Source organism: Oceanobacillus sojae, from assembly GCF_900162665.1.
Classification (GTDB): domain Bacteria; phylum Bacillota; class Bacilli; order Bacillales; family Amphibacillaceae; genus Oceanobacillus; species Oceanobacillus sojae_A.
On sequence record NZ_LT727812.1, the window covers coordinates 1,205,529 to 1,224,443 of the forward strand.

Here is an 18,915-nt window from a genome sequence, read left to right on the forward strand (position 1 = left end):
CATATGTACACGAAAGAAAATGTTTGTTATCGCCTGTCATTGACGAATGTCCATTTTCCTTCATGTCCCCTATGGTCTGGTATCGGAAAAATAACACGGTGACAAATGAGGCCGTATTATTTTCCCCAAGCCTGTGTTACCAGCTTGCTTTTTTCACGCCCGGCACTTGGCCTTTATGCGCATATTCTCTAAAAGCAATACGGGACATGCCGAATTTACGCATATAACCGCGTGGTCTGCCTGTTACTTCACAACGGCTTTTTAAACGTGTCGGTGAAGAATCCCGGGGCAGCTTACGAAGGGCTTCATAATCCCCTTTTTCTTTTAACTCTCTTCTTATTTCAGCATATTGTTCAACCATTTTCTGGCGTTTTTTCTCTTTTGCAATTTTAGACTTTTTAGCCATTTTAAACTTACTCCTTTCGATGTTACCTATTTATTTTATTTCTTAACAATTAAATCGTAATGATTACGAATAAAACTCATTATAAACTATTTTACTATTTGTGTAAACAGTAATTATTATGATTTACATTCCAATTTAATTACCTGCTCTTTTCAGTTGATGAAAAACCTTGAAATGATTAGATATAGGATTAAAGAAAAGGTTCCGTTATAATGAAATGAGTACAATTTAAATCAATTAAAAGAAATTAATAAAGTTGCAATATAATATAGAAAAATCAACGCCCTGGGGGAATCATAAATGAAACTAGTCAAAGGGAAATACAATGAAGCGAAGATATTCACAGATTTAGCCGATGAAAGTGCTATACAGCAAGGACAAGATATGTGCGATACAGACTTTCTAGAAGGAACAAAAATTAGAATGATGCCTGATCTTCACAAGGGAAAAGGGTGCACAATCGGTACAACAATGCTCTTGAAGGAAAATGTCGTTCCGGAGCATGTCGGGGTCGATATCGGCTGTGGGATCAGTCATATTGAATTAGATGAAGCTCCAGGAGCATATAAAAATATCGAGGATATTCTGGGTAATATTGGTGATACAGTAGATGTACTTGAAATAATCAAGCCAGTTTATAATTTTAAAGGCATTGAAGAGCCTTTTTGGCTGAAAAACAAAAAAGAAAATAAGTGTTATAAATTCATATAATCATTTGTCAAACATGATGTGTGATAATCATGTTTGACAAATGATTTTTTTCCTTCATCTATATAAGGTTTTATTTTAAAAGTTAAACTAATTATTCGTAATTCAAATTTAGACCTATGCTTTATTCTTCGTCTTCAGCTTCTTCATCATGCTCTTCCTTAATTTCAAAATAGGAATCTAAAATTCGCTCTCCGGCTTTTAAATTAATTTGATCTCCTTCTCCAATTCCAACATGTGGTACCACCACAGCAAAAGCCACCTCTGGATCATCAAATGGTGCATATCCGACCAGTGTTAAATTATTAAGATCAAACCGTTCTCCATCAACGAATTCAAAAGACTCCGCTGTACCTGTCTTCCCTGCCGGATCATAGGATTTATTTTGAAAATAATCGTTTCCTGTTCCCTGTGAGCCTTGATAGGAGAGGCGGAATCCTTCCTGTACACGGTTGATTTCATCATTTGTCATATCAATTCGGTTCATCGTCGTTGTACTGGAAGAATAATACAATGGACCAAGCTCATCCATAGAATCGACTGGTTCACGTGCTTCCTTTAGGAAATGAGGCTGAACGCGATAGCCGTCATTGGCAATGGTTGATACATATTGGGCAAGCTGTAAGGTTGTATATGTATCATATTGTCCAATGGCAAAATCAAGCAGATTTCCTGGATTATCTGGCACCTGTCCTCTTAAACCAGTACTCTCCTGTGGATAGTCCACTCCAGTTGTCGAACCAAGTCCAAATTGATTGAAATAATTTTGCAGGGTTTGTAACGTTTCTCCCATGTTTATATCTAAATTAGCATTCTGCGGCATTGGATGACGATAGTCCCCTCCCAAACGCAGGGTTACATAGAACATATACACGTTTGAGGACCTTTCCAATGCTGTTAAGTCATTTACCGTCCCCATATCTTGCACGGATCGTTTCACTTCCGTCCCTGCCAGCTGCATTGGTGCATCATTAAAAGTTTCCCCTGGAGAAATAACACCCGAATCATATCCGGCCAGGATTGTTGCCCCTTTAATACTGGAACCTGGTTCATGTGCATTAGTCAACGTCGTAAGCCCGGCATTATTATTATATTCATCATTCTCGGTATCATATTCCACACCAGAAGTAGCTAACAGTTCTCCCGTTCTCGGATTCATAACGACTGCATAAGCATTGGTTGCAAATCGATTCTCATAAGAATTGCCTGCTTTCATCGATTGAAATTCATCTAATAAGATATCATCCACTTCCTGCTGAAATTCCAAGTCTGTTGTTAAAACCAAGTCCTTTCCCCGTTCTCCCTCAACAATCGTTTCAGAGCCAATAATGGACCCATTTTGGCTTGTCGTATATTGAATTTGTTCCTTTCGTCCTCTCAGGAAGTCTTCATATTCTTCTTCCAGTCCGCTCCTGCCTACACGATCATTGCGGCTGTATCCTGTCGTTAAATAGGCATCCAGATCCTCTGCCGGAATCCCTTCTTCCTGACTTGAAATATTCCCTAGAATACTGGTTAATGTTTCTTCATTTGGATAAACACGATCCCAATCGGTAGAAGCATTGACCCCCGGCAACTGATCCAGATTTTCCGCCACAGCAGCATATTCTTCTGCTGTGACATCTTCATTTTTTACAACCTGCGGCGTGAGCGCATAGGCATTATCCAATTCCTTTTTTATCGCAATAATTTCTAGTTCATCTTCGGAAAAGTCGGCAATTTCTTCATCGGTAATTAATTCAAGGGTCGCATCATAAACTTCCCCATTATCCATCTCTTCAGTATCTATTGCCTCTAATCGCTTTTCTATTTCTTCATCATGAAGCAATAGATAGTATTCGCGTTTGTCTCTTTCTGTTATCTGATCCATTGTTTGTTCATCCCGCATATCAATATATTGCGCTAATGTTTTCGCTACTTCCAAACGTTCCTCTGCCTGGACCCCGTTAGAAGGCGTATACGTAATGGAATACATTGCTTCATTATCCACAATCAGTTCGCCATTGGTATCATAAATCTTCCCCCGGGGCACGGGGATATCAACCGTATCTAGATTGGTTCTTTCAATCTCTTCCTGGTAAGAATCTCCATTTAAAATTTGAACAACTCCCAATTGAAATATCAGTGCTGAAAATAAGATGAAGATGGCAAAGAAAAGGATATTCATACGAGTCAGGAGCGGGGCGCGTTTTTTCTTGTTTTTCTTGTTTATCACTTTTTACCTCCTTCGTGCTTTGTTAAGCTTTTTATAAATATTTAATCAGCAGTTGATGAAACAGACAGCTGCCGTTGATTATTCCTGCCTTAGTTAGTAAATCTTACTATATGTAACCCCCTTCAGGTCAATTAATAAAGCAGAAATTTCTAATAGGAAATAACTATCCCAAATATATAAAATCACTATATTTTATATGATTATTGATTATGTTCAATCTAATTTTAAATACGAAAGGTACACTATTTTCCCTCCTAAGATTAATATATTTACCCTATTCCACAAGAAGAAAAAAACAAACCATTTATAAATTCCAAGGCTTATCATTTTGGATCTAAATGAATAATTTCAAAAACCTCTAAAGCTTTTTTCTGAGAGCTTCAGAGGTTTTCTTTGCTGTTAATAAAGTTAGTTATAATCTGTAGTATTCATCGTCAATCTTAGTTTTATATTCTTCTACTTATTATCGATATGCAGCAGGCTTGTCTCCATCTGTGTTGGGCTGGCTAATACCAAGTTAAAGGAGGCAATATTTATGAGGTACGGATATTTTTTCTTTTCCATTACATCAAATCCTTGAACGCTAAATAACAAAAACACTATTCACCCGGCGGTTTTATACAAAGTATTTCGAAGTATAATAAATATAAATCCGCCTATTAACGCGACAACACCTACAAACAGAATTTCTTTTGTTCCTATTTGCGATATAATCATTCCTGCTGCAGCAGTTCCAATCGTAGTACCCAAATTAACGGATGTCAGAAATAAACCATTAGCAAAATCCGGAGCTTTTGGAGCGGCAGACATAATCCAATATTGGTTGATATTTGCACCAATTCCGCCAAGTACCCCCATACTAGAATAATAAACGCCGTAGGAACTGTTAATTCTGCTACAGGATAAAAGATAAGGTAAAGTGCAATTAACGCGATAGGAAAAACAGTTACCGTACGGACAGGAATTTCGGAAAGCAGCCTGCCAGCTATAATATTTCCTAAAATATTTGCCAAACCGTAAACCATAAGCATAATACTGATTAAATTGAACGACATATTTGTGACCGTTCCTAAATATTCAGCTAGGTAACTGTATACTCCGAAAATAGCTTCATTGATAAGCAGAACTGCTAAAATCGATAGCCAGATAACTCCTATTGTTAATATTTTCAACTGCGAACCATAGGATAGTCTCTCTGTAACCGGTATCGATGGCACCAAAAAGATAGTCGCAATTAATGTAAAAATATTTACGATAGCGAAAAAGGACATGGCTGCTTGAATAGAAATCATATCAGCAATAAAGCTGACGATTGGGACCCCTAATACCATCCCTGCCGAAATCCCTATAAATACTTTAGAGATTGCTTTCAGATACTGCGACTACAATTATTTACCTTTTTAAAATCATGCAGCTTGACAAGAAGAGTAATCCGAACCCATTTGAATTCCTTTATCCGAATTTAAATAAGTTCGGATTTTTCATTGGCTAAAACACTTCTATTTCAAGTTTTTATAAAATATTTAACTTTCTAAGTTGCTATAAAGTAAACTTCAAGTTGTAAAATCACAGTATATAAAAAGAAAGGGGACTGCAGCTATGTTTCTAAAGTTTAAATAAAAAATAAATGTTGTATGAACAATATTCCTTTTTGGTTCAACAAAGTAATAATTGAAAGAAAAAGGTTGGGATAGATATTTTAAAAAGATTGTTTTATGTAATGTTGATTATATTATTAGCCTTTTGGACAAAACCATTTTAGGAAGACTCTATTCAGGATTTTATCCCTGAAGTTGTCAGTGATACTTTTCATTCAGCAAAGGATTTTACAATCCAAACGATAGAGAATAATGACTTTGATTTCACGACAATGAAAGATCAAGCTGCTTCTCTGTATACCTCTATTGTGGATTCGGATTCTTCACAAGAATCGGAACAGGAACAGATAGATTCTCCCCAATTGACAACACCAGACGAGCAATCCTTTTCAATTGGAAACGTAGAGCTGGGAGATTCAAAAGATACAGTAAACGAAACATTAGGTGAATCGGAAGAAGTGATTCGTAATGGCTCATTTAATTATCAAATTACCAGCGATGGTGAATATGATGTTTACCAATTAGATGGTAACTATGTAACCATTTTTATATTCATGAGGAAAATGAAGTTACAGCTATTCAAATCATTGATGAGGGTTTGGAAGCATCTAGAGCTGCCCTCTATTCTGCGGGCAGCGAAGACTTAAAAAAAGGATTCGAATATCAATTATTCGATTTGACAAATGCAACTCGTGTTAATCACGGGCTTTCTGTTTTAGAGTGGAATGAAGAAGTTAGAGAAACCGCTCGAAAACACAGTACCGATATGGCAGAAAATCAGTATTTTAATCATACCAATCTACAGGGACAGTCTCCATTTGACCGGATGGAGGAGGATAATATTTCCTTTACTACTGCCGGTGAAAATCTAGCCTATGGGCAATTAAGCAGTATTTTCGCACATCAGGGATTAACGAATTCGGAAGGGCACCGTGAGAACATATTGCAGGACCGCTTTGCAGAATTAGGTGTCGGCGTTGATTTTAATAATGATAACCAGCCATTTTATACAGAGAACTTTTTAACAAATCATTGGTTATACTAGCTATTTAAAACAGCATATCTGCATTAATATAAAATGAATCTGGAAAAGAAGAACATATACTGGCAGCCTCTATCTTTGTTATTACACAAATGAAGCCAATGATTGTTCTTCTTTTTCCTGTATAGGAGTGGCAGTACAGCTTTTAAAGTATTGTACCTATATTTTTTGCTCTTTTCTAACATCTACTTTTGACAATGAGGGTCTCTTTAAGTGAACGTTGATTCTATTATTTTTCAGATAAACGTGAACATATTCTCAAACAATTTTTTATCTCAAGAGAAGCTTTTTAACCCTTCCTTGTTTATATTGCTCCGGCCATTCCATTTCAATTCTTCTCCAATGTAAACCATTGTCATCACTCCGATAAATACCTTGATTATTTGCACTGTAAAATACTCCCGGTTCATTCTCACTAGCTGCGAGTGAAGATACCGTTGTTCCTTGAGCATCAGGTAAGCCATCGTTTACAATTTGCCATGGCTGATCTCCCTCTTTTCGTGCAAGGATACTGTTGGCCTCCGAGGCATTGTATGCATTATAAGGACCATGAGAAGCGGAAACTAAAATAATATCCGGATTATTAGCAGATACAGCAATATCAAACAAATAATTGTAATCTGCCAATCCTTCATTTTTAGTCTCCCAAGTCTGTCCTCCGTCCAATGATTCCGCGAACCCGCCTCCACCAGCTTCGTAAATTCGATCTTTTAAAAAAGACTGCATTGTTAAGGTATGACAATCATGCTGTGAACCCGGCTTTCTGTCTTCCCAGGTTTGTCCCTTATCCATACTTCTCATTACCCCGCCTAATTCAATACCGACAAAAATACGCTCTACATCAAACACGTCTGGTTGAATATAACGTACATGGTGAGTGTATGGTCTCGGAGGAAAACTCCATGTAGTCCGTGAGGGTAAATCTAATAAAGCAGGACAATCACTCCATGTTTCTCCCCCATCTTCAGACCGGTATAGCATGCTTGGCTCTGTTCCAGCCCATATTATCCCATAACCATTTTTCGTTTCTATCGAGCTTACAGCAACAGCTGTTACTCTAGTCTCTTTAATGCCTGCACCCGCTTGTTTCCAATGCTTACCAGCATCATCACTGATCCACAATCCATCTTTGACAGTTCCTACATATATGCGGTCAGGATTATGCGGGTCTAACGCCATACATTCTAACTCCATTTTGTCGAATTCATTTTCTTTTAAAGTCCACTGACCATTCCTCTCCTGTGCCTGAACAATTCCGTGATTAAATAACAAATACAATTGACTCATCATTAATCTACCTCCTAATGTATGTGTTTCCATTTTTATCACACCTAAAACCAGCATTTAATTCTTTCAATATACTTCCTCAAAATAATTGCTCTTTATATTAAACTTCTGTTGAATGGAAAAGGATTATGTATCTATAAAAATTTTAATAAGAAGGATGGATAGAAATACTACAGAAATTCCCATTTGAAAGATATAAAGTGAAGGGCAGTTGTTCTGATATTATTGAAATATTATCATACAGATTTACCTTTTTTATTTCTATTACAAATACCCCCAAAGCAATAATTCACTTTGCTGTGGGGGTATTTGTTACCTTAGTATGCCAGGCTGCCATTAAGTTATTTATTCTTTAAACTGTATGTCAACATACTTTCATTTCTTACTTCATTCCATCGAAGCCTCTGCCTCCAAAAAGGCATTTTTTAACGTTTCCCATTGTGCTTCAGTAGGCTTCCAATACCCCCGCTCTGATACCTCGACCAATGTTCCAAGCAAATCATGATATGCATGCGGGTTTGCCTGGCGGATTTTTTTCTGCAATGCTTTATCCTCCACATACGTATCATGCACATGGGAAAACACCCAATTTTCCACTTTGTTCGTTGTGGCAGCCAGCCCCAGTAAATTCTCTGTGTGCTTTGCCATCTGCTGAACACCATGATAAGGATGCTCCAGCAGTCCTTCTATCCACTTCGGGTTGGTCAGACGTGTTCTGACACCGCGATTAATGGCATGCTCTACATCTTCTGTCTGCGGCGTTTGCTGAGTCGTATCGGTTATATAAATATCAACACGCTCTCCCTTTGCTTTTTCAATCGATTTCGCCAATCCCCCGAAGAAATTATAATAATCATCCATATCCGTAATTTCATATTCATGACTGGCCCGCAGCTGGGAAACGATATCGGCTGCTTCCATATGAAGATCATATAAATCAGGAAAGCTTTCTCCTCGTCTTAATTTACTATAGACATGCTGGGCATGATGCTTGTACATCTCACCAAGCTCTTCTTCATCTGTCCAGCTGCCATCCTCAATCATATGGTTAATCCCGGTTCCATATTCACCTGCGGCCGGTCCAAATATCCGGGAAGAAGCTAAATCGAAAGCATCCGCTTGTTCATGCCCTTCATGTAACAGCTGTTCCTGTACTTTTAAAGTAAATGCCTTAAAATAATTATCCTCTTCCTGTTCATCTGCGCACGCAAGCTTTTCAAATAAATCATTCAAAGCATCAATCACATTTGGAAATAAATCACGGAATACTCCTGACATACTGATGGCAACATTCATTCTCGGTCTGCCCAGCTCTGAAAGGGGGATAAGCTCAAATGTTGTACTTGTTGCCTGAGAATGCTTCACTGCTTTTGCCCCGACATATTCTAAAATTTGTCCAATTGTTTCTCCCTGCGTTCTCGATGTTTCAATCCCCCAGAGTACACAGGCTACGGTATGCGGGATTTTACCTTGAGCTTCCTGGTATTGCGTTATGGTTGCTTTAGCAATTTCAGCACCTCTTACAACCGCAGAAGGGCTCGGTACAGATCGCGGATCAAATTGATACAAATTGGTCCCCGTCGGCAAAGATTCTGGATTTCTATAGATATCACCTGCCAATTTTGCAGGCAGATAGCCTCCATTTAACGCTTTTATAATAGAGGATAGCTCCTCTGTATTTCTCACCCTGTGATAAATACTTTCCCCATACGCCAAAATATCTGCAAATGCTGCTGCATGAGAATTCCCCTGTACATCCGGTAAATGTCTGGATTCTATATAATCCCTTAATAAAACAGCTGCTTCTTTTTCCAGTTCTGCTTCATCATTCTGCAGCACCGGCTTTAATTGGGATACCAGCTGTTTCAAGGTAATTCCCTTATGCTCTCTGCGCAACGTATATACTGTATGAAGAATTGCATCTTCATGCTTCAAGCCTTCTCCGATAATATGCAGTCCATACGGGATTAAAGCATACTGCATCCTTTGCAGCTCCTGCTCTATATCTTCTAATTGCTGATTGGAAAAGCCATTCTCATCTGCCAGCTCCTGAATTTCTTTCAAAATCTCTTCACAGCGCTGCGGGTCAAGCTGCTCGGCTTCCCGATATTCATGGAGCAGACGTTCCAGCTCTTCATAATCGCCATATAGTCCCCCATCTCTGAAAGGAGGTGCCTGGTAACTGCTCAGTACAGCATGTGTCCGTCTCTTTGCGAGCATTGCTTCAGACGGGTTGCCGATATAATAAAAATAAAAATGCGGCAGGGAATGTACCAGTTGATCCGGATAGCAGCTGGAAGACATGCCATTTTCTTTTCCTGGCAAATATTCCAGTGTTCCATGCGTGCCAATATGTACAATGGCATCGGATTGAAATTCCTTTTCCAGCCAGTTATAAAAAGCCTGATATTGATAATGGGGCGGTACAGCCTGATCATGGTAATCTGCTGATGAATCCTGGTCTGCTCCTCCTCTGCTTGGCTGTAATCCAATGAAAACATTCCCGTTAATAAAACCTGGTATGAAAAATACTTCTTCATCTGTCATTATTTCTCCAGGATACTCTCCCCATTGGCTCTTCATCCGTTCCCAATCCAGATGATTGGTCCAATCTTCTTTTGCTTTTGAAACCGGATACTGTAATCTTTGATCTGCATCCTCATCTACGCCCCAGCTTGTTTCATTAAACAGCTGATGCCCGCGAAATTGTTTTTCCAGTTCATCTCCAGTCATTCGTTCCACCTGGTAGCCTTCATCTGCCAGTTTATTTAATAAAGCAGAGATGGAGCTGAATGTATCCAAAAAGGAGCCGCCAAACAGATTCCCCTCTCCAGGCGGATAATTGTATCCGATCAGAGCCACGCGCTTCTGACTGTTCTCAAGCTTACGCAAATGCAGCCAGCGCTCAATACGATTCATAAAATAATGGACGCGCTCCTCCATGAGAACAAGCTCTTTTTTCTCAAATTGATAGTTTTTATCGAAGCCTGCTGATTGGATTGCTGCAATAGGGTAGGTCTCTACTGCACCATCCAGCTCCGGCAAAACAACGTTCACCATCGCTTCAACAGGTGAAAGTCCCTTTGCTTCCTCCCATTCCGCTAATGTGGTGCGCGTCAGAAAGAATGGATGAAGCATAGGAATATCCAGCTTCTCCAGCCAATCTGTTACATCTTCTCTGTCTCCTCCTCTTGGTCCTGATCCAAGACGGAAGCCGATAAAATTCACAATGAGCTGTATGTCATCCAGCGTCCCGCCGAACAAGCTCTCCAAATTCTCCAAATCAATCTTCATAATACTTGTTAAGCCGACAGGAATAACTGCAGCGGTCGGCCTTAACCGTTCGATAAGCTCAGCAATAACATCCGCAGACTTTACTCTGGCCTGGGAAGCAATATATAAAAAGACAATTTTTGGCTTCGTTGCATCCTGTTTAGAATCTTGCAGAAATACTTCTGCACTGCTGTAATACTCGCCGGTTGCAGGATCGATAATCCCTGTTTTCTCTGCATAGCTTGGAGCTTTTGCTTCGGGGACATCCGTATTTCCATAAAGATGAGCCGCAAAATAGAAGAGCTCCTTCCAATTTGCAATACCGGAAGCATGCCAATAGTCTTTTATCTGCTCATAACCTGCTATTGCCTGCTCCTTTAATTCCCGTTCTTCCTGAGTCAACTCATTTGATGGATCAAACAGGGCCAGCTCTCCCGATTGTGGTTTAATCTGAATATCCTGTCCCTGTAATGCACCAAAGCGGATGATTTTCTCCCATTTCGATCCATTAATCATCAATGATATTTGTTCACATTCATATCTTTCACATATCCGGGCCATTCTCATGACCAGATCATCTTCAACTCCGTGTGGATCATAGATAAATAGATTGGCAGATTGAGAGACATGTTCAAATCGCCTCCATCGTTCTGCGCTTAATGGTTCCTCGGTTAAAAATAGAGAAAGCTTTATCTCCGGATAGATTTCTTTTATCTGTTCATGTGCTTTCGCGGCATCAGCTAATGTTCCAGATGAAGCAGCAGCAAAAATAATATGCACGAATACTTCTCTCCCTTCTTTTATTAACTTTCTTACATCCTGAAAATAAATAGCAGGGCCTATGATTTTATCTACGCCCTGCTAATGGATGCAGCCGGTTTTGCACTGCTTTTGCAATATTTTTATCTGTTAAAGCATCCAGTGAAAGGTACTCCCCTTCTATAACCGCTGCAAGCTCCTCTGCCAGGCCAAATGTATTTCTCCCGCTTTGGGTATCAATAACAGTCACCGGCAGCTGTTCCTGTGCAATTCTTTTGGCGATCTGCCAGGCTTCGCTTCTTGCCTGAGCTGCAGTACCACCTGAACTCAACGTTTCATTGGCATTCCCATCCGTCAAAATAACAAGATAAGGTATAGCCTGTTTATGGATACGCCTTTCTTTTTCACATATTTTTAATGCTTTTTCCAGTCCTGCTGCCAGTGGTGTTTTCCCGCCAGTTGGTATTTCTCCTAGTTTCTGCTTTGCTTCTGCAAACTTATTCGTAAAAGGCAACACCTCTTCCGCTCCTGTTTTTCGGAAGGAAACCACGCCGATATGGTCTCTTTTTTGATAGGCCTGCTGAAGTAATTCCATAATAGCTCCTTTAACAACTCTCATGTTTTTTTTCGCTGCAATGGAGCGGCTTGCATCCACTAAAAATAGAATGGTAAATCCCTGCTGCTTTTCCTTTAATTTATAGCGTATATCTTCTTTTTCAATCGCCAGCTTCATTCCCTCAGGAGATGTACGAACCTTCATAAATGGAGCTGCCGCTGTCAGTGTATGATATAAAGAAATTGCTTCCGTAGGTCTCTGCACTGCACGGAGCATTCGCCCATTACCTCCAGCAGAAGTCCCCTCCCGATGCTTTCCATTCATTGCATATGGATAGATATATTTTTTCGAGAAAAGGAAATCTGACTGCACTTTCAATGATGTTATCACCTGATCTATTTCTTCTTCAGGGATCTCTGTAATAAACTGGTTATCCGGCGGTTCTTCATTTGGAAAAGAATCACCAGGGGCTTCATGTTCCTGTCCGCCATTATCGGACTGCTTTGTTTCACTGCCAGAGGATGCATGGCTTTGACCCGTATCCTCCGAATGGTTGTTAGAAGATTCTTCATTTGTCTGTGACTCTGAATTCTCCAGATTAGAAGATTCCTGCTGCTCTCCCATCCGATGAGAAAGTACATACCCTGCTGCTTCCTCAATATGCTTTGGCTGTACCCATTGATCTGAATCTAAAGCTGCTAATGCCCGGGCTGTTTCAATCAAATCCATATCAGCTTCCTGATTTTTGCAGCCCGAACCCAGGACAACCTCTACTGCCAGCTCCAGCATTTTTTCAGGAACTTGAACAGCGGACAATCGCTGCCTGGCTTTATCCAGTTCTTCCTTTGTATATTCACGCTTTGCGTTCTCCCGGAATAATAAAATATCCTTGCGCTCTGACATATCAAAAACAGGAAGCAGACGAACACATAGCTTGGCATACTGTAACAAGGATTTATCCAGTATTTCCTGGTCGAGACAATAAAACCATTTTGCCAAAATAGGATAAGGAGAGTCACCGTAAAATGACATTCCCTTATTTTTCAGCAATTGCACAAGTAAACGCTGATTATTCTCCGGCATCAGGGCAAATTGATCGGTAATCACCAGCTTTGCATGATCAAGAATACTGTGATTACTTGTGTTCTTCCTGAATGGAGAAGACAAGGCAAGCTCTTTTTCTCCCAATAATTTTTCTGTTGTAACGTGGGAAGGAATAATAACAGTATCCTCTTTAGGAAAGTAAGCTAAGACCATTTGCAGCAAAGTTGTCTTTCCGGTTCCACTTGCCCCGGTGACACAGATCCGGTCTAAATACGGATTGATAAGCGCTGCTGCTATACCTCGTTTTGCTTTCGGTTGACCAATCAGGCAATTCATTGATTATCGACAACCTTCTGATTTAATAGCTCAGTCAGCTTCAGATAAGAAGAATTCTCCTTCATCGGATCCTGTAATAAACGGTGCGGCAATGCAAGCTCTGCCGCTTCGTAAATATCCTCCAGCTGCACCATTGTCCGCTGCTTCCATGCAGCCAACGTCTGGGCGGCAGTAATGACAGTGATATCAGCACGGTGGCTTTCAATACCCAATTCAATCGATAAATCAGCTACAGCACGGAGAAGATTATCATTAATCTCAACAGCTGGCAAAAGCTCTTTTGCACGTCGTATCTGGTATGTAAGCTGTTTTTGATCCTGCTCGTATTTTTTCTCGAATTGCTCCTGATCCTGTTCAAAATTCAAGCGGCGGCGGACAACCTCCATACGTTCTTCGACATTTTTCTCACTTTCCACATCTATACATAAGCCAAATCGATCGAGCAGCTGCGGCCGCAGTGCTCCTTCCTCCGGATTCATCGTTCCTACTAAGACAAATCGGGATGGATGCTCATAGGATACGCCTTCTCTTTCAATCCGGTTAACGCCCATTGCGGCCGTATCCAAAAGAATATCAACCAGATGATCTTCCAGAAGGTTCACCTCATCGACATATAAAATATTTTTATCTGCTTTCGCTAATATTCCCGGCTCCAGCTTCTTTTCTCCTGTTTTTAGAATATGCTCCATATCCAGTGTCCCTACAACACGGTCTTCTGTCGCACTTACCGGCAGATTGACCACAGATGTATTTGTCAGCACATCTGCCAATGCTCTTACAGCTGTTGACTTTGCTGTTCCTTTTTCACCTTGGATTAATACTCCTCCAATTTTGGGATTAATTCCATTTAAAATTAACGCTTTCTTCATTTTGTCTTGCCCTACAATTGCTGTAAAAGGATAATTTTTCACATTTAACCTTCTTTCCAAAATCACATACGATTATTTAATCTTTTAACGGCTTCATCACGATACGTAATAATTCATTATCTTTATCCTCATAGATATCTGCATGGACATTAAAAACATCCTTAAACATATCCGGATTCATCATTTCTTTTGGAGTACCCTGTCCATAAATACGCCCCTCTTTAACCACAATTACTTCATCCGAATAAACAGCTGCATGATTGAGATCGTGTAAAACCATAACAATTGTTACGTTTTGAGTTTTTTGCAACTGTGTTACAATTTCCAGCACATCCAGCTGATGTGAAATATCTAAGTATGTTGTTGGCTCATCCAAAAATAAAACTTTCGGCTGCTGAGCCAGGCAAAGAGCTATCCAGGCTCTTTGCCGCTCGCCTCCAGACAGCTGAGAAACGTTCCGCTTTCTCAGCGCTTCTAATTTAGTAAGCTGGATCGCTTCATCAATAATTATCTGATCTTCTTCATCCAGCCTTTGAAACATCGATTTATGCGGCGTTCGGCCATATGAAATCAATTGTTCCACGGTTAAATCCATTACATCATTCACTTGAGCAAGCAAAGCCAGCTCCTGTGCCACTTTCTTTGGTGGAAGGCGGTAAAGGTCGGCCTGCTTCCAATATATTTGGCCATGGTCAGGCTTCAGCTGACGGGAAAGGACATGGAGCAGAGTGCTTTTCCCCGAACCGTTGGGTCCGATAATGCTGTAAATGCGTCCTTCCTTTAGTTCCAAATCTATTTGCTTTAATACGTGTTTATCCGAAAAGGAATGAGAAATGGAAGCAGCTTCTAATGAACTCATACCATTTTCCTCCTTAATAAATATAGAAAAAATGGTGCTCCTATTGCTCCCATAATAACACCCACCGGTACTTCAATCGGTGCAAACATAATACGGCCTAATGTATCAGAGGCTGTCAGGATTGCTGCTCCTAAAAAGATAGAAGCAGGCAGAAGCACACGATAATCATTGCCTACAATTAATCTTGCTGTATGAGGAACAATTAAACCGACAAACCCCAATAAGCCAACGACACTGACAGCACTGGCTGCTAACAGCGTAGCAACAGCAGTCATAGAAAAACGAATCCATTCTACTCTGGCTCCCAGACTCTTAGCTGTCCGGTCTCCCAGCATTAATAGATTCATTTTTCGGATACCAATAATTGCAAGAAGGATACCAACAATCGAATAAGGCAGAATCACTTCTACCTGTGGCCAGCTTCTTGCACTTAAACCGCCAACCATAAAATCAATGGTACCCTGCACTCTGTCACTGTAAAAAACCATCAGGGCAGATATACCGGAGCCTAAAAATGCAGAAATAGCAACACCAGCCAGGATAATCCTGGTTGGCGCAATTCCTTTTTCCCAGGCTAAAGCATATACCGTAAAAGCCACAATGGTTGCTCCAATAAACGCAACCGGGGTCAATATATGAGGCAGATGCGGATACAATATTAAAACAATCATACCCGCTAAGCCTGCCCCGCTGGAGACTCCAATAATATATGGATCAGCCAGCGGATTTTTCATAATCCCCTGAAGCAGGACACCAGCTACTGCCAGATTAGCACCTACCAGAATAGCAACAAATGTACGCGGGACCCGGATGTTCCAGATAATATTTTGAAAATCACTTTGGATATCTCCTGTAAAAGTTGTCCAAATATCTTTTAAGGGAATTTTTGCCGATCCAAACTGGATACTAAAAATGGTTGAGATTACCATTAAAACAGCAAAAATCACAACAATTAATCCTTTCCATCCGGCTCTATCTCTTAATGCTTCTTTTTTACTCATTCCCAAACACTTCTGGGTACACCATCTCTGCCATATCCTGCATCGTATCAGCATAATCAAAGCCAGGATTAGATAGATATTTTTCGGAAGGGACAATATGGACATTTCCTTCCTGTACTGCTTTTAGCGAGCTCCATGCAGGATTTCCTTCTAATTCGTCCGTTATTGTTTCCTTTCCAGCTTCTTCACTTCCATGGATTGTCATCAGGATATAATCAGGCTGCTGCTCAGCAATTGTTTCTAAACTGTAAGGTGCTGAAGTTTGCGAATCCGGGCTGGCTTCCATATCCTTTCCGATATTATTTACATGAAGCAGATCTCCAATCTCCAGTGCAGTTGTATTGGATCTTTGAACAGAAACACTTCTCGGTGTAATATTTAAAACGATGATAGACGGTTCTTCACCACTTGGCAGTTTATCTTCTATTGCCTGCATCTCGTCTTCAGTTTCCTGCAGTTTCTCAGCTGCAAGCTCTTCTTTTCCTAATATCTCTCCCATAAGTGTTGCCATTTCCTTCACATCGTCAAAAGAGCGCATATCTAACAGTGCAAAAGGAATATCACTGTTCTCCATAATACCTTCTAAATCCGCATGGAAATTCGGTGCTCCAATAACCAGATCCGGTGAAAGAGCCACCAATTCCTCTGTATTTATCTGATTCACTGTCCCCAATTCAGGTAAATCCTCTGCCTTCTCTGGAATAGGTATACCGCTGGTTGACATTCTTCCAACCGCTTCCCCATCCAGATCATAAATTAATTTCAAAAATTCCGGCGCTAAAACAACAATTCTTTCCGGCTGTCCGTCAAGTACCACTTCTCTGTCCATGCTATCTGTAAAAGCTATTTCTTCTGTTGTATTATCCTGACTTTCCTCTGTTGCTTCCTCCGTTGCAGATGTATCTTCATCCTGCTGACAAGCTGCCATCAAAATAACCGCAAGCATAGCAGCTGCAATTCCTATGATTCTATTTTTTTGTAATAATTTCCCCAAAGTAATTTCCTACCCTTCCGTAATGATTACGATTTATTAATTAAAAAAAATACTGTGTTTGTTTATGTAGTTACACTACCCGCTAAGCTGCCACTTCCTTTCTACTAAACTAATTTGTTAAAAAAACAAACCGTAATGATTACGTATTATATCATTTTTTTGTAAAGTTGCAACTACTTTTGTCATTTTTTGCGTGAAGCAGCAGAAGAGAACTCGGGCAATAAAGCTAGTAAAAAAATACACCCTCTTTTTATATAGCAGAGCCAAGAGGGTGTATTGATAATTAAATTATTTAGAAGTTTTCTTCTACAAAATCACTGATTACCCCTATTGCGGCTTGGCTTCCTCCACTTGCGGCAATAACCAGCTGTGGCGGGCCGGCGGCATTGTCTCCACCAGCATAAATTCCTTTGATGCTTGTCCGGCCGTATGGATCCGTTTTAATTCCACCCATATCCGTCAGTTCTAATCCCAGACGTTCAGCAAAAGGGGCAGCCTGCTCCATTTTAGCAGAGACAAATCCTGCCTCTTTATGCAGCTCTTTCCCATTTTTAAATTGAACTGTTTTTAATTGTCCATTCTCACCCTGCAATTGTAAAATCTCATCATCTATAATCTCAATTTGCTTTTGCGCTAATATATCTCTTTGTTCAGGGGATAAGCTCTCTTTTCCATTTGTGCAGATGACAATATCCTTATTCCAATTGGAAACCATCTTCACCCCATGAAAAGAAAACGCTCCATCAGCAAGAAAGACCAGCGGAGTATCCTTCAGCTCCCAGCCATCACAGAAAGGACAGGCAAACAGGCTCGTTCCATAAAAATCATGAATTCCATCAATATCAGGCAATACATCCTTCAGCCCTGTAGATAGAATAATAGTCTTAGCTTCATAATCCCTCCCCGCTTCTGTGTGAATATGAAAAATAGAGTCAGCAGGATTAATATCAGTCACCCGGTCTTTTTGAATCACTATACCAGGATACTTCTTTAAATCTTCATGCGCTTCTTTCCTGAACGCAGCAGGCTCAATACCATCTCTGGTAATAAAATTATGAGATTCCTGTGTAACAGCATTGCGTGGCGCATCATTGTCCAATAAAATAACTTCTTTTCTTCCTCTGCCCAAGACGAGGGAGGCATTTAAGCCGGCGGGCCCTCCCCCGATAACAGCACAATCATATAACAATATAGTCTCCTCCTTTTTACGCAGAATCTTCTTTACGTAATTTCATTACTATATAGTAATGATTACGATTTATCAAGTTTCATGATTTAAAGTGCGTGTTCAAAAAGGCCGATAAATAGGACCAAGAAGTTCAAGGCGACGAGCTTTTTACGAACGGACTTTCACAGGATGTGATGACTTCTGTGTTGTCCACAGGACGTGGACGGCTTTAACAGAAGTTCCTCTATGCTTTATAATACGTGAGTATCGGAAAAAGCTCGTCCACGAAGAAATTCGCCGTGTCATCTTTATTGGATTTTTTGAACATCCTCTAAAAAAAGAATCTATATAAAGATAAAGATGCCTCCTCTTCAATAGATTCCTTCTTAAATAATATTTTACTGTCAATTCCAGATTATGCAGTAAGAACCTTAATCCCTTTAATAATATTCCAGATAAAGTAATAAATATCAATAATAAAGCAAATAACTGTCGCAATAATCGTCGTTAACAGCAATCCTCCATTTACTTCACCTGCCCAAATTTGTCCCATGCCAATGGTAAAGATGATGGTTCCTGCTATAATTGTTGCGATAATTGGAATAAGATGTGTCCACAGCGCTTTTTTTGCATTTACTTTTGTTTCTTCGTCTCCGAGAATCCAAACCACAATTGGAAATAGAAATGGGGCAAAAAAGATACTAAAATAACATAATGATGATAATAATTTATTTCCTTCCATTCCTCATACTCCTCCAATAATTCTTCCTGGAAAAAATATTTTACATGGTAATCAATTT

At 39.9% G+C, this 18,915-nt stretch carries 15 protein-coding genes; 3 read left to right on the forward strand and 12 right to left on the reverse strand.

The genetic code is table 11. From position 1 onward, the window contains the following. Nucleotides 1-136: 136 nt before the first annotated feature. Nucleotides 137-406, reverse strand: coding sequence for a 30S ribosomal protein S14 (gene rpsN / locus BN1068_RS16775; RefSeq protein ID WP_077603963.1), 270 nt, complete (start codon nt 404-406; stop codon nt 137-139). 300 nt (nt 407-706) lie between these two features. On the opposite strand from rpsN, the gene BN1068_RS16780 reads away from it, so the two are divergent. Beyond that, complete coding sequence (locus tag BN1068_RS16780; protein ID WP_077603964.1) at nt 707-1,117, forward strand: RtcB family protein; 411 nt, start codon at nt 707-709, stop codon at nt 1,115-1,117. A gap of 121 nt (nt 1,118-1,238) precedes the next feature. Here the strand turns inward: BN1068_RS16780 and BN1068_RS16785 are convergent, their stop codons facing one another. Together BN1068_RS16785 and BN1068_RS16790 are read right to left on the reverse strand one after the other, a co-directional pair. Next, nucleotides 1,239-3,329 carry a peptidoglycan D,D-transpeptidase FtsI family protein gene (locus tag BN1068_RS16785; RefSeq protein ID WP_368483286.1) on the reverse strand — a complete coding sequence of 697 codons (2,091 nt, stop codon included), beginning with the start codon at nt 3,327-3,329 and terminating at the stop codon, nt 1,239-1,241. Nucleotides 3,330-4,090: 761 nt separating this feature from the next. Continuing rightward, on the reverse strand, nt 4,091-4,660 hold the full coding sequence (locus BN1068_RS16790) for an MFS transporter (protein ID WP_254846796.1): 570 nt from the start codon (nt 4,658-4,660) through the stop codon (nt 4,091-4,093). A 539-nt stretch (nt 4,661-5,199) separates the two neighbouring features. On the opposite strand from BN1068_RS16790, the gene BN1068_RS24325 reads away from it, so the two are divergent. Next, a complete protein-coding gene (locus BN1068_RS24325) occupies nt 5,200-5,574 on the forward strand; it encodes a CAP-associated domain-containing protein (protein WP_311200281.1) in 375 nt (124 codons plus the stop codon). Beyond that, complete coding sequence (locus tag BN1068_RS24330; protein ID WP_368483288.1) at nt 5,526-5,972, forward strand: CAP domain-containing protein; 447 nt, start codon at nt 5,526-5,528, stop codon at nt 5,970-5,972. Before BN1068_RS24325 ends, BN1068_RS24330 begins: the two co-directional genes overlap by 49 nt. Nucleotides 5,973-6,239: 267 nt before the next feature. On the opposite strand, the gene BN1068_RS16800 is transcribed toward BN1068_RS24330, so the two are convergent. From BN1068_RS16800 to BN1068_RS16840, 9 genes are all read right to left on the reverse strand, one after another. Further along, nucleotides 6,240-7,259 carry a WD40/YVTN/BNR-like repeat-containing protein gene (locus BN1068_RS16800; protein WP_139344857.1) on the reverse strand — a complete coding sequence of 340 codons (1,020 nt, stop codon included), beginning with the start codon at nt 7,257-7,259 and terminating at the stop codon, nt 6,240-6,242. Between the two features lie 384 nt (nt 7,260-7,643). Further along, nucleotides 7,644-11,309, reverse strand: a complete 3,666-nt coding sequence (locus BN1068_RS16805; RefSeq protein ID WP_077603965.1) for a cobaltochelatase subunit CobN — start codon at nt 11,307-11,309, stop codon at nt 7,644-7,646. Nucleotides 11,310-11,376: 67 nt separating this feature from the next. After that, nucleotides 11,377-13,224, reverse strand: a complete 1,848-nt coding sequence (locus BN1068_RS16810) for a VWA domain-containing protein (RefSeq protein ID WP_077603966.1) — start codon at nt 13,222-13,224, stop codon at nt 11,377-11,379. After that, nucleotides 13,221-14,135: a magnesium chelatase ATPase subunit I gene (locus tag BN1068_RS16815; RefSeq protein WP_254846797.1), complete on the reverse strand. Its 915-nt coding sequence runs from the start codon at nt 14,133-14,135 to the stop codon at nt 13,221-13,223. Before BN1068_RS16815 ends, BN1068_RS16810 begins: the two co-directional genes overlap by 4 nt. Nucleotides 14,136-14,169: 34 nt before the next feature. Further along, nucleotides 14,170-14,952, reverse strand: coding sequence for an ABC transporter ATP-binding protein (locus tag BN1068_RS16820; RefSeq protein ID WP_077603967.1), 783 nt, complete (start codon nt 14,950-14,952; stop codon nt 14,170-14,172). Beyond that, entirely contained in the window at nt 14,949-15,953 is a 1,005-nt protein-coding gene (locus tag BN1068_RS16825) for a FecCD family ABC transporter permease (RefSeq protein WP_077603968.1), read from the reverse strand. Before BN1068_RS16825 ends, BN1068_RS16820 begins: the two co-directional genes overlap by 4 nt. Further along, nucleotides 15,946-16,947 (reverse strand): ABC transporter substrate-binding protein, encoded by a 1,002-nt coding sequence (locus tag BN1068_RS16830; protein WP_077603969.1) that lies wholly within the window; start codon nt 16,945-16,947, stop codon nt 15,946-15,948. Before BN1068_RS16830 ends, BN1068_RS16825 begins: the two co-directional genes overlap by 8 nt. A gap of 292 nt (nt 16,948-17,239) precedes the next feature. Continuing rightward, nucleotides 17,240-18,136: an NAD(P)/FAD-dependent oxidoreductase gene (locus BN1068_RS16835; protein WP_077603970.1), complete on the reverse strand. Its 897-nt coding sequence runs from the start codon at nt 18,134-18,136 to the stop codon at nt 17,240-17,242. A gap of 394 nt (nt 18,137-18,530) precedes the next feature. Then, the gene (locus BN1068_RS16840; protein ID WP_077603971.1) at nt 18,531-18,857 is read right to left on the reverse strand and encodes a magnetosome magnetite crystal formation protein family; all 327 of its coding nucleotides are present in this window, start codon (nt 18,855-18,857) and stop codon (nt 18,531-18,533) included. Nucleotides 18,858-18,915: the final 58 nt, after the last annotated feature.

Coding starts and splice junctions, on each gene's coding strand:
- BN1068_RS16790 (WP_254846796.1), bottom strand. CDS start 4,660: ATGGTATTAGGGGTCCCAATCGTCAGCTTTATTGCTGATATGATTTCT.
- BN1068_RS16800 (WP_139344857.1), bottom strand. CDS start 7,259: ATGATGAGTCAATTGTATTTGTTATTTAATCACGGAATTGTTCAGGCA.
- BN1068_RS16840 (WP_077603971.1), bottom strand. CDS start 18,857: ATGGAAGGAAATAAATTATTATCATCATTATGTTATTTTAGTATCTTT.
- BN1068_RS16810 (WP_077603966.1), bottom strand. CDS start 13,224: ATGAATTGCCTGATTGGTCAACCGAAAGCAAAACGAGGTATAGCAGCA.
- BN1068_RS16780 (WP_077603964.1), top strand. CDS start 707: ATGAAACTAGTCAAAGGGAAATACAATGAAGCGAAGATATTCACAGAT.
- BN1068_RS16825 (WP_077603968.1), bottom strand. CDS start 15,953: ATGAGTAAAAAAGAAGCATTAAGAGATAGAGCCGGATGGAAAGGATTA.
- BN1068_RS16820 (WP_077603967.1), bottom strand. CDS start 14,952: ATGAGTTCATTAGAAGCTGCTTCCATTTCTCATTCCTTTTCGGATAAA.
- BN1068_RS24325 (WP_311200281.1), top strand. CDS start 5,200: ATGAAAGATCAAGCTGCTTCTCTGTATACCTCTATTGTGGATTCGGAT.
- rpsN (WP_077603963.1), bottom strand. CDS start 406: ATGGCTAAAAAGTCTAAAATTGCAAAAGAGAAAAAACGCCAGAAAATG.